Origin of the sequence: Microbispora rosea, assembly GCF_900156315.1 — a bacterium.
In the GTDB taxonomy this organism is placed as follows: Bacteria; Actinomycetota; Actinomycetes; order Streptosporangiales; family Streptosporangiaceae; genus Microbispora; species Microbispora rosea.
In genome coordinates this window covers 269,828-281,226 of sequence record NZ_FTNI01000008.1, presented here as the reverse complement: position 1 = coordinate 281,226, position 11,399 = coordinate 269,828, and the positions used below count along the sequence as shown (strand labels likewise).

General features: G+C 69.8%; 8 protein-coding genes. 3 read left to right on the top strand and 5 right to left on the bottom strand.

Features of this window, described 5'->3' with window-relative positions; genetic code table 11:
- The first annotated feature begins 551 nt into the window (after positions 1-551).
- Together BXA11_RS14615 and BXA11_RS14610 are read left to right on the top strand one after the other, a co-directional pair.
- Complete coding sequence (locus tag BXA11_RS14615) at positions 552-1,649, top strand: AI-2E family transporter (protein WP_076434953.1); 1,098 nt, start codon at positions 552-554, stop codon at positions 1,647-1,649.
- Between the two features lie 181 nt (positions 1,650-1,830).
- A complete protein-coding gene (locus BXA11_RS14610) occupies positions 1,831-2,238 on the top strand; it encodes a hypothetical protein (RefSeq protein WP_076434952.1) in 408 nt (135 codons plus the stop codon).
- A gap of 18 nt (positions 2,239-2,256) precedes the next feature.
- On the opposite strand, the gene BXA11_RS14605 is transcribed toward BXA11_RS14610, so the two are convergent.
- From BXA11_RS14605 to BXA11_RS14580, 5 genes are all read right to left on the bottom strand, one after another.
- Positions 2,257-3,630 carry a hypothetical protein gene (locus BXA11_RS14605; protein WP_076434951.1) on the bottom strand — a complete coding sequence of 458 codons (1,374 nt, stop codon included), beginning with the start codon at positions 3,628-3,630 and terminating at the stop codon, positions 2,257-2,259.
- 400 nt (positions 3,631-4,030) lie between these two features.
- A complete protein-coding gene (locus BXA11_RS14595) occupies positions 4,031-5,509 on the bottom strand; it encodes a carbohydrate-binding protein (protein ID WP_076434949.1) in 1,479 nt (492 codons plus the stop codon).
- A 36-nt stretch (positions 5,510-5,545) separates the two neighbouring features.
- Complete coding sequence (locus BXA11_RS14590) at positions 5,546-7,174, bottom strand: chitinase (RefSeq protein WP_076434948.1); 1,629 nt, start codon at positions 7,172-7,174, stop codon at positions 5,546-5,548.
- Between the two features lie 5 nt (positions 7,175-7,179).
- On the bottom strand, positions 7,180-8,526 hold the full coding sequence (locus BXA11_RS14585; RefSeq protein WP_076434947.1) for a cellulose binding domain-containing protein: 1,347 nt from the start codon (positions 8,524-8,526) through the stop codon (positions 7,180-7,182).
- A gap of 417 nt (positions 8,527-8,943) precedes the next feature.
- The gene (locus BXA11_RS14580; RefSeq protein ID WP_239105257.1) at positions 8,944-10,077 is read right to left on the bottom strand and encodes a glycoside hydrolase family 18 protein; all 1,134 of its coding nucleotides are present in this window, start codon (positions 10,075-10,077) and stop codon (positions 8,944-8,946) included.
- Between the two features lie 380 nt (positions 10,078-10,457).
- Between BXA11_RS14580 and BXA11_RS14575 the strand changes: the two genes are divergently transcribed.
- Positions 10,458-11,399 carry an ATP-binding cassette domain-containing protein gene (locus BXA11_RS14575; RefSeq protein WP_076434945.1) on the top strand — a complete coding sequence of 314 codons (942 nt, stop codon included), beginning with the start codon at positions 10,458-10,460 and terminating at the stop codon, positions 11,397-11,399.

Genomic DNA, 11,399 nt, shown 5'->3' with positions numbered 1-11,399 from the left:
CTCAGAAGGTCCCACGCTCCGGGGCGTTTCACCGTTTGTTTTTCTTTTGTCTTGCTGGTCTTAATTCTTCCCGACCGGCTCTTTCGTGTCAAATCCGCCCCACCGGGACTTCTTGACCCGAAACCCGCCGACCGACAGGAATTTCGACCCCCCGTTTCCGGGGCAACCCCTCTAACTTACCCGAACCCCCACCCCGACGCAAAACCACCGAGAACCAGAAGATCGAAAAACCAAAGGAGCCGCCGGCAACCACCGCGCACACACAAGACAACCACCGAAGTGATCGAAGAGGAGTGCGCCGAACCGCGCCGACACCACAAGATTACCAGGGCCTGCCGACGACTTGGCCCGGGTAGTCTCCAACGCACCCGCGCGGAAACCTATTCCCACAGGTCACCCTGTGGATGGAAGTTCCGCACGAATCGAACGGCGTCCGGCCCGGCTTCATTCCCGTCACGACTCGCCCGCGCGGACAAGGGTAGGGGCCAGGGCGTGCTACGACTGATCCACCTTGCACAGCCTTTCCACAAGGAGAAGGGGTAGGAACGGACGTGACTCGACAGGGGTTACCTCGCGCCCTGATCGTGCTGGTCTGTGCCGCGGCCGCGGTGATCACCCTTGCCGGCGTTCAAGCCGTGGGCTCGATCGTCGGCCCGGTCGTCCTGGCGCTGACCCTCGTCATCGCCGTCGCCCCGATACGCGGCTGGCTGGCCCGCCACAACTCGCCGGTGTGGTTGCAGGTGGCCGTTCCCCTCGCGGTGGTGCTGCTGGTCCTGCTCGGCATGGTCGCGGTGCTCAGCGTCGCCGCCGCACAGCTCGCCATCCTTGCTCCCACGTACGCGGTGCAGTTCAACGCGATGGTGGCCGACCTCCAGCACTGGGCGGCGGGTCTCGGCTACGGAAGTGAACAGCTCAACAAGGCGCTGTCGTCACTCGATTTCGGCAAGTTGATCGGCCTCGCCCAGAGCGTGTTGAGCAGCCTTCTGGGAGTGCTGTCGAGTCTGTTCCTGATCGTCGTCCTGCTGCTGGCCATGAGCCTCGACGCCCCCGTTTTCGCTCGGGTCGTGGACGCCGCGTCGGCCGAACGGCCCGCCCTCGCCCGTGCGCTCAAGACCTTCACGTACAGGACTCGCCGCTACCTGATCGTCTCGACCGTCTTCGGCCTCATCTGCTCGATCCTGGACGTCATCGTGTTGTACGTGCTGAGCGTGCCGCTCCCCCTGCTGTGGGGAGTGCTCGCCCTCATCACGAACTACATCCCGAACATCGGGTTCATTCTGGGCCTCATCCCGCCGGCGCTGCTCGGGCTGCTGGAAGGCGGGCCCAAGACGATGCTGCTGGTGATCGTCGCCTACATCGCCATCAACGTGGTGATCCAGTCGTTCATCCAGCCGAAGTTCCTGGGTGACGCCGTGGGGCTGTCCACCACGGCCACCTTCCTCTCGCTGATCGTCTGGGCGTGGGTGCTCGGCCCGCTGGGCGCGCTGCTGGCGATCCCGCTGAGCCTGCTCGTCCGCGCCCTGCTCGTCGACAGCGATCCGGACGGCGCCTGGGCCGCCGCGCTCATCTCGGGACGGTTGCCGGAGCGCTCCCCCGGGTCCCGCCCCGACTCCCAGCCGGAACAGCCGGAACACCCCGAACCTCGGTGACATCGTCCGGCCGGGTCAGCCCGACAGCCGTTCGACGCCGCGGAGCAGTCGGGCCGTTGTGCCCCTCCCCCAAGTGACCACGCCTGCGGGGGGAGACGCTGGTGGCCGTGGGCGACATTTCGGGTGGACGGCACGGAGCGTCTGCTGAGTGCGCCGCCGCGCTCCGGCTTAGGGTCTGATCATGCGGCGATGGGACAACGACGAGCGCTTCACCGGGATCGCGGACGCTTCAGCGATGGAGCCACAGGTCTCCGCCCTGCTGGGCGTGATGGCACGAGACGGGTGGGTGGCGGAGGAGCCCGAGGCGCATCTGCTCCCCCACCTGCGCCGGGCGTGCGGGTCGGAGTGGCTGCTGACCGGTGAGCGCCTGCTCGATGACGGCGTGTACGAGGTGACGGTCTCGCTGGCCGGCGACAGGGAGGGCGTCCACGTGCAGCGCGACGTGATCCGGCTCCTGTCGGCGATCGCCGAGACCGTCTTCTTCGTACGGCAGGCCGCGCCGGGCGTGTTCGAGTGCGTGACCGGGATGCTCGACGGCGACACCGGCTTCGCGAGCCACGGCCACATGGTCCGCCTCATAGTGACCTGAGACCGGCAGGGGCCCGCCTCAGGCGGTGCGGATGCTCTCCCTCTCCCCCGGAAGCGACTCCGGCGTGATCTCCGCGTACCTGCGCCGCCACGGGATCGCCGCGATCAGCACCGGGAACAGCACCAGCGAACCGATCGCCCAGGGCGCGTGCAGCTCGCCCCACTCGGGCCCGTGGAACTGGGTGAGCACGATGTATCCGATCGCCGACCAGAGCGAGCTGCCGATGATCGCCGGCCAGGCCCAGCGGGTGGGCCGGGCGACCAGGAACGGCATGAACCACAGCAGGTACTGCGCGCCGAGGCGCGGTGTGAAGATCATGAAAGAGAGCAGGATCGCGATCGTGACGTCGACCGGATCGGCCTTGCGCCACCAGACGAGGCAGGCGACGATCGCGGCGTAGATCATGTACTGGCCGATCCTCGCCGGGGTCGGATCGAGGTTCCAGTTGCCGCCGCTCACCAGGGCGGTCCAGCCCCAGTCACCCGTGATCGGGCGGACGTCGCTGGGCCGCAGCCCGATGGTGTTGAGCACCTCGGGCAGCTGCCGCCACTCCGTCCAGCCGCCGATCGGGAGCGTCAGCAGGAAAAACACGGGCGCGACGCCGGTCGCGACCAGCGTGACCAGGCGGCTGCGCAGCCCCGGCAGGAACATCAGCAGGGCCGGCACGAGGATCACCGGCCAGCTCTTCGCACAGAGCGCGAGCCCCATGAGCAGACCCGCCCACACGGCCCGGCCGGTCGCCGCGCGGTCCTCCTCCGACGGGTGGACGACGCGCCGCATGATCTCGCCCGGCGAAATCCAGGGCAGCGGCAGGTCACGGTTCGCGAGCCGCATGTGGGCCCAGGGCAGGGGGTCGGGCCGCCGCCAGTCTCCCGGGCCGCGCGCCACGACGTACGCCGCGACCCCGAAGACCAGGGAGACCGGCTCGACCTGGCCGTGCACGGAGGCGACGAGGATCGCGAGGGGGTTGCAGGCGTACTGGAAGGCGCGCAGCTTCTCGGTCCGCGCCCCGGCCAGCTTGCCGACCAGCGGGATCAGCACGATGTCGGCGACCACGGTGACGATGCGACCGGCGTACTCCCAGGGGATGCCCAGCCACAGCAGCAGGCCGTACATGTACGGGATCGTCGGCAGGAAGTGCCATCCGCCGTTGCTCTCGAGCACCGGATCGCGGTGGTCGAGGATCGCCACGCCGGCGGGCTGGAAGCTGTTGACGTAGTCGACGGGCTGCCAATGGGTGTCCCAGGCCGACAGAACCATGATCAGCACGCGTACGGCGACGCCGAGCGTGAGCGTGACGGCCAGGGACGGCCGCCAGCCCTTCCATTGGGCGACGATGGCGAGCACGACGCCCGCGACGAGGACGATGCTGGTGGGGATCGCGTATTCCATGACGTGCCAAGCCTGCCTGACGAATGGCGAACAGGCGACTTGTTCCCCGATTCGAGGCACCGGCCGTCGCGGTCCGTCACAATTCGGGGTATTGTGACCACGGAGCGTTACATCCGGGAGACTTCGATGAAAATTCGCCTGTGGATCACCGTTGCCGTGGCCGTGATCGTCGGGATGTTGATCGGCCTGCTCGCCCCCACGAACGGGGGCGACCGGCACGGCGGGTAAGGGGGGTCGTCCCCGCCGGGCCGGCCGCCTGCTCATGGGCGCCGGACTCGCATCGGTCCGCACTCACATCGGTCCGAGCTCGCATCTGACCGAGCTCACATCGCGCGGGCGGCGAGGGATCCGGTCCGGCGGGCCGTGCCCGGATCCCTCTTGCCTTCGACAGGTGGACGGGTCAGAAGCCCGCGGTGATCCTCGTGAAGTCCCAGTCGTTCTGGGCGATGCCGCTGCAGTTCGACACCACGCCGCCGCCCGCGCAGCCGCGGTCGCGGTTGACCGCCCAGAAGGCGAGCCGGCCCAGGCCCTTGGACTTGGCCCAGTCGCGGATCTGGGTCCAGGTGGCCACAGAGGTGAGCTCCTGCTGGTCGGACAGGCCGTTCATGCCGGAGATGCCCATGTGCGCGTACGCCTGGGCGTCGGTCCAGCCCCAGGCCGCCTTGAGCGCGTTCTTCAGCCCCTCGGCCGCGTTGACGGTGTTCTGGTACATGTTCGCGCCGCCGCCGAAGTCGAACGGCATGATCGTGTAGTTGTCGATGTTCACGCCCAGCGCCTTGGACTGGTTGATCAGCCGGGTGCCCCACCAGCTCGGGCCGGTCGTGCTGGTGCCGAAGGTGACGACGACCTTGACGTTCGGGTTGTTCTGCTTGACGATCTTCAGTCCGCCGAGGATGCGGTCCTGGACGGCCTCGTTCTCGAACTCGTCGCTGTTCTCGATGTCGAAGTCGACCGCGGCCGGGTTGTAGGCGTTGATGACCTGCTGGACGGCCGAGGCGAAGGCGGACGAGCTGGAGCAGTTGGGGCCGAGCTTGTTGCCCGACCAGCCGCCGAAGGAGATCTGGACGTTGCCGCCCGCGGCCTTGATCTGCGAGATCGCGCTGGCGTCCGCGCTGCCGGACAGCGGGCGGGAGCCGTCCCAGGCCGGGGTGCAGCCGCCGCCGGAGAGCATGAAGGCCATCGTGAACTGCCTGACCCCGGTGGCGTTCATCACCGTCGCCGGGTTCGGCGGGTTGCCCCAGCCCTCGTACAGGTAGGGCGCGCCGGGGAGCTTCCCGCCGCTCGCGGGACAGCCCGTGGTGGTGCCGGTCACCGAGCCGCTCGCCGCGGACTCGCCGTTCGAGTTGTACGCCTTGACGGTGTACGTGTGGGTGGTGCAGGTGCCGAGGCCGGACACCGTGGTGCTGGTGCCGCCGACGGTCGCCTTGACCGAGGTGCCCTCGTAGACGCGGTAGCCGGTCACCGTCCCGCTCGACGCGCCCCAGGACAGCGAGATCGACGAGTTCGTGGTGCCGGTGACCGACGGGTTGCCGGGCTTGCCTGGCGCGCCCGACGGAGGCGTCGGCGACGGGCTCGGCGACGGGTTGCCGCCGCCGCTGACCATCTTCCAGAGGGCCGGGACGATCGGCGGCTCCCAGCCGGTCAGGGACGTGTGCGCCTGGATGCACTCGTAGTCGGCGCCGTTGTAGGTCACCCGGGCGCCGATGGCATACCAGGTGTTCGGGGCCCATGCCGGGTAGGCCAGCATGACCACGCTGTTCGGGGCCGCCGAGGCGGACGCGGCCGTACCCGCGACCAGTCCGGCGACGGCCAGGAGGAGGGAGGCGAGCAGAGCGAGGGCCGTCCTCGCGCGCCGGCCCGTACCGAAGCGAAGCTGCATTTCTCCTCGCAAGGGGTGGGGGGTGGGTGGGGGGGATCACTTCAGGGCGTCGAGATACGCCCTGTGGGAACGGGAGAATTCGGAGCCCGAGTACGTGTCCCAGTTGACGGACCAGGCCATGAGGCCGCGCAGGCCGGGGAAGGTTCCGTGCGGCCGGTAGGAGCCGCAGCCCGTCCCCTTCGCCAGGCAGCCGAAGGCGCTCTGTACCTCGGCTGTGCTCGTGTAGCCGTTGCCGGCGTACGGCGCGGCCGGCAGGCCGATCGCGACCTGGTCGGGACGCAGCGGCGGGAAGGTGGCGCCACCGGCCACGGGGAAGCCGGTGAGCAGCATGTCGGTCATGGCGACGTGGAAGTCGGCCACGCCCATCGTGTGGTACTGGTTGTCGAGGCCCATGATCGGCCCGGAGTTGTAGTCCTGGACGTGCAGCAGCGTGAGGTCGTCACGCAGTGCGTGGATCACGGGCAGGTACGCCCCGGAGCGGGCGTCGGCTGTGCCGTTCCGGCCCGGGCCGTAGAACTGGTAGCCGAGCTGGACGAAGAACGTCTCGGGGGCCATGGTGAGCGTGAACGTCGCGCCGTACCTGGCCTTGAGCGCCTTGATCGCGGAGATGAGGTTCACGACCACCGGGGTGGTCGGGTTGCGGAAGTCGGTGTCGCCGGGGTTCAGCGACAGCGAGTGGCCCTCGAAGTCGATGTCGAGACCGTCCAGGCCGTATCTGTCGATGATCGCGGCGACCGACTGGACGAATTTGTCCCGGGCGGCGGTGGTGGTGAGCTGGACGATGCCGTTCTGACCGCCGATCGAGATCAGCACCTTCTTGCCGGCCGACTGTTTGGCGCGGATGGCCGCGACGAACTCGGCGTCGCTCTCGACGTTCGGGCACTCGGTGGCCGGACAACGGGTGAACCGGACGTCGCCGGAGGTGGGCGAGGTCGGCTCGCCGAACGCCAGGTCGATGATGTCCCACGCGTCGGGGACGTCGGCCATCCGCACGTAGCCGGACCCGTTGGCGAACGAGGCGTGCAGGTAGCCGGCCATCAGCCGTTTGCCGCCCGGCGGCGGGCTCGGCGAAGCCGAGGGTGAGGGCGACGGGGACGGTGATGGGGACGGCCTCGGGCTCGGGCTCGCAGACGGGCTCACCGACGGGGACGCCGACGGAGATGGAGAGGGCGAGGGCGGGGTGCCGGGGCCGTCGAGGACGATGTCGTCGGCGTAGTAGGCGCCCTGGCCATACCAGCCGTTGACGTAGATCGTCACACTCGTCGTGGACGATCCTGTGGTGAAGGACGTCGACAACTGTGACCACGACGAACCCGGCGACCCCCACGTCTGGGTGTTCACCCCCGCGCCTGTCGCCCCGAGGAACACGTAGTTCCCTCGCACCCACGCCGACAGCGCGTACGTCGTGGACGGCCTGACGCTGATCGCCTGCTCACACCGGGCGTAGTCGCTGCCGGCCGGGGTCGCGGACAGAGCCCTCGACCCGCCGTGGACCGGGCTCGACACCGCCTGCGCCGTGGACGCGCACGTCCAGCCCGACAGACCCGACTCGAACCCCGCGTTGGCCGCGATGTTGGCGGCGAGGGCCGGGCCGGTGAACGTCGCCGTGAGCAGGTCGGCGAAGGCGACGGACGCCGCCGCGCCCAGGCCGATGAGCTTCTTCATGTGCCTCATCCCGTGTACGAAGCGAAGATCTTGGAGAACTCGTAGGGCGACTGGGCGATGTTGGTGCAGGAGTAGAGCGCGCCGGTGCAGGCGTTTCGGTCGCGGGTCGTCTCCCAGAAGGCCAGCAACCCGAGGTGCTTGTCCTTGGCGAAGGCGACGAGTTGACGGGCGTCGTCCTGGTTGTAGATCCGGCCGTCGTCGTTCTGGCCGAGCATCGGCGTGACCCCGGCCATCCGCCACACCTGGGCGTCGGACAGGCTCGGATACAGGCTCTTGAGCTGCCCGAATGTGCTGTTCGCCGCCTGGACCGCCGCGTCGCCGTAGTCGACGGACTGGTAGTAGTCCATGGCCATGACGTTGACGACGTCGAGCCTGACCCCGGCGTCGCGGGCCGACCGCACCACGTTGAGGCCGTCGGCGGTCAGGCCGCTCGGCAGCACGGGCAGCGTGAGCGAGATCTTCAGGTCGGGGTGGGCCTGCTGCAGCCGGGCGAGCGCCTGGGAGCGGCGGGCGATGGACGCGGGCTCGGCCGCCGCGGATCCCTCGATGTCGAGGTCGATGTACTTCAGGTCGTAGGCGGTGACGACGGCGTCGTACTCGCCGGTGAGCGCGTTCACGTCGGTGCACGCCTGGGCGAGCTCGATGCCGGTCGCGCCGCCGAAGGACACCTTGACGTCCCCGCCGCCGGCTCGGATCGCGTCGATCTGGTCCTTCGCCCACTTCTGCCGCGGGTCGTACGCGTTGAACCACATCGCCTTACAGCCCGAGGCGGTGACGAACGCGAGGGTGAAGCTCTTCAGGCCGGAGGCCGAGGCCATCGCGCTCAGGCTCGGCGTGGGCCAGGCGCCCATGTCCACGTACGGCGCGGCGCGCAGGGCCCCGGGCGCGGGCGGCGGCGAACTCGGAGACGGGCTCGCGGATGTGCTGGGGGACGCGCTCGGCGAGGGGGACGGCGAGGTCGTCGCGCCGTCGCACGGGCCGCCGTCCAGGCGGCAGGCGACCGGCCTGCCGGGTCCGCCGTTCACCCAGCCGAACGTCGTCGAGGCGCCCGGAGCAAGGCCGCCGTTGTACTCGCGGTTCCTGAACGCGTAATGGTCGCCGGAACGCGTCATGAGCGCGTCCCAGTAGGACCCGACCGTCGAGCCTGCGGGAAGGTCGAACTCGACCGTCCAGCCGGAGATCACGGCGGTTCCGGTGTTGGTGATGGTGTAGCGGCCCTGGTAGCCGGAGCCCCAGTCAGAATCGGCCGAGAAGACGGCCTTGACCGTGGCGGCCTCGGCGGGCAGCGCGACGAGAGCGAGCGCGAGTGCGGCCATCGCGGCGAGCGCACGCCAGACATGCCTGATCTGCATGGACACAACCTCAGTGGGGGGTGAACGGGGAGGTCATGGGAATCCGTACGGCCGGCGCCTGACGGAGGCGGCCGATCGGAACAGCACCGGCCGTACGGCACTCAAGGGCGTCTGGTGACGGGACGCGAGACGAGAACGCTAGGGGTGAGGAAGGGCCATTTCCGGCTCCCGATGTTTCTTCTTTTAGGAAAGTTTCCTAAGAGTTGTACGGATCGTAGCTTCGCGGTCGCTGGTTCACAAGACCCAATTCGACAGCGTTCCTAACGAACCGTGTCATCGCCGGTCGAGGCGCGGGGCCGGGTTATGCGCGTGTTAAGGACCGATTGCTCGTCCCTTGAGGCAGGCACGTTGTGGCGGCTCAGCGCGCTCCGGCGAAGCGGGCCCGGATCAGAGTGGGCGGCTTTCGAGGTGGGTGGCTCAGCGCAGGATCGCGCCCTCGCGGACGGCGTGCCGGCCGTCGCGCTGCGCGTTGACGAAGTCGACGAGGCCGACCAGCTTCTCCAGGTCGAACCCGGCGTCGATGCGATCGGCGTCGGCGGGGAGGTAGACCGTGAGCAGATAGTGGCGGCCGGTGGCCGCGCCGAGCGCGTCGAGTTGCGCGCGGAACTCGGTCAGCAGGGCCGTCAGGTTCCGCCTGTCGTCGGCACCGGTGTGGTTGCCCAGGTGGCCCTCGCCACCGGGCCACTCCCAGTCGACGTCGATGCCGTCGAAGACGCCCGCCGCGCTGCCCGGGCCGCCCCTGCCCTCGGCGCCCGGCAGGTCACCCCTGATGTAGGTGTCGAGACACGACTTCACGAACCTCTGCCGGGTGGCGGCGGTCCGCGCGACGTCCGAGAAGTATTTGGAGTAGGTCCAGCCGCCGATCGAGATGAGCGCCTTCAGGCCGGGATGCCGGGCCTTGAGCTTCTTCAGCTGGTTGAAGTTGCCGGCGAGCGGAGCGTCCGGAGGGTCGGCGACGCCGTCCAACGACTCGGCCGCCGTGAAACCGCGCTGGTAGTCGGCCCAGGCGTCGCCCGCGCCGTCGCCCTGGTCGGGGTCGTTCGGGTCGGGCGCGGGCGGCCGGGTGATCCCGCTGAGACAGGCCGGCGACTCGGGGTCGATGTTCGCGAAGGCGTAGAGGACGTGGGTCAGCCTGCCCGCCAGCCCGCTGGTGTCGAGGTCGCGCACGGTGGACGTGGCGCCGTACGCGCCGCGCTGCGAGACGTAGCCGACCCGGATGCGGCCCGGCGAGGGGGACGGCGACGGCGTGACGGTGACGGTGACCGTGACCGTCACCTCGGGCACGGCAGCGGGAGCGGCCGCATGTACCGGTGCCGCGTGTGCGGGAGCGACGGCCTGTACGGGAGCGGCCGCCTGCGCGGGGGCGACCGCGGCCCGCACCGGTGCGGGCTGTGCCGGTGCGGCGGCCCTGCGCACCACGACACGTGACCGGGCCTGCGTCTGGCCGACGGTCGTGGCGCCGGTCTCGGTGGCGCGGGCCGGGCCGTACCAGACCACGAACAATGAGGACAGCACGGCGCTCAGGACCACGACGGCGAAAGCGCCACGCATGATCGCTCCCATGGTGGCTCCGAACAGGGACGAGCCTCCGCGACGGGGCGCGGAGGCGTGAAGAGGAATGCCGCGGGAGCGTAGTGACGTCATCGCCGGGCGGACAAGCGGCGCAGTCTTAAGCCCGGATTATGCGTGACTCATGTCGCAGGTGGGCGCGTTCCAGCGGCCCAACCTGCGGTTACCCATGATGCCGCCCTTCTCTGCAAGTTTCACCTTCGCCGCGATCAGCGAGACCGCCGGTCCCCTGCCGGCGCCGTGCCCTCCCATGCTCTCCCGTGCTCTCTCGTGCCAGCCCGCGCCCTCCCGTGCTCTCCCTTGCCAGCGCCGTGCCAGCGCTGCGCCAGCCCCCTGCCAGCGCGGGCGGAGACCGTCGGAGCATGACGTACGCGATTGAGGTCCGCGGCCTCGTGAAGAGATACGGCGACAAGGCCGCGCTGGCGGGGGTCGACTTCGCCGCGCCGCCGGGCACGGTGCTCGGCGTGCTCGGCCCGAACGGCGCGGGCAAGACCACCGCGGTCCGGATCCTCGCCACGCTCGTCTCCCCCGACGAAGGCCGCGCGGCGGTCGGCGGGCATGACGTGGTGAAGGCGCCGGCGGTGGTACGGAAGCTGACCGGGCTGACCGGCCAGTACGCGTCGGTGGACGAGAAGCTGACCGGGCGGCAGAACCTGGTGATGAGCGGGCGGCTGCTCGGCATGAGCCGGGCCACGGCCCGGGGCAGGGCGGCGGCGCTGCTCGGGGAGTTCGGCCTGGAGGACGCCGCCGACCGGGCGGCGGGGTCCTACTCGGGTGGCATGCGGCGGCGGCTCGACCTGGCCGTCAGCCTCGTCGGCCGGCCGTCGATCGTCTTCATGGACGAGCCGACGACCGGGCTCGACCCGCGTGCCAGGGCGGACCTGTGGCGCATCGTGCGCGAGCAGGTGGCGGGCGGGGCGACCGTGCTGCTCACGACGCAGTACCTGGAAGAGGCCGACCAGCTCGCCGACGAGATCGTGCTCATCGACCACGGCGTGGTGGCCGCGAGGGGAACGCCGGGCGAGCTGAAGGCCAGGGCGGGCGACCGGCGCCTGGAGATCCGGCCCGAGCACGACGCCGAGAAGGCGGAACTGATCCTCGCCGAGGTCACCGGGCTGACCCCGCACCGCGGCGAGAACGGCCTGCTCAGCGTGCCGCTGCTCAACCCGGCGGTGAGCCTGGCCGTGTTCCTGCGGCTGGAGGAGGCCGGTGTCTCCCTCGCCGAGCACGCCGTCCGCCGGCCCACGCTCGACGAGGCGTTCCTCGCCCTCACCGACACCACGACCTCCGGGAGGACGCCTTGA

Bases quoted from the DNA above. Each gene is read 5' to 3' on its own strand.
- BXA11_RS14610 (WP_076434952.1), top strand. From the start codon at position 1,831: ATGCGGCGATGGGACAACGACGAGCGCTTCACCGGGATCGCGGACGCT.
- BXA11_RS14605 (WP_076434951.1), bottom strand. From the start codon at position 3,630: ATGGAATACGCGATCCCCACCAGCATCGTCCTCGTCGCGGGCGTCGTG.
- BXA11_RS14595 (WP_076434949.1), bottom strand. From the start codon at position 5,509: ATGCAGCTTCGCTTCGGTACGGGCCGGCGCGCGAGGACGGCCCTCGCT.
- BXA11_RS14590 (WP_076434948.1), bottom strand. From the start codon at position 7,174: ATGAAGAAGCTCATCGGCCTGGGCGCGGCGGCGTCCGTCGCCTTCGCC.
- BXA11_RS14585 (WP_076434947.1), bottom strand. From the start codon at position 8,526: ATGCAGATCAGGCATGTCTGGCGTGCGCTCGCCGCGATGGCCGCACTC.
- BXA11_RS14580 (WP_239105257.1), bottom strand. From the start codon at position 10,077: ATGCGTGGCGCTTTCGCCGTCGTGGTCCTGAGCGCCGTGCTGTCCTCA.
- BXA11_RS14575 (WP_076434945.1), top strand. From the start codon at position 10,458: ATGACGTACGCGATTGAGGTCCGCGGCCTCGTGAAGAGATACGGCGAC.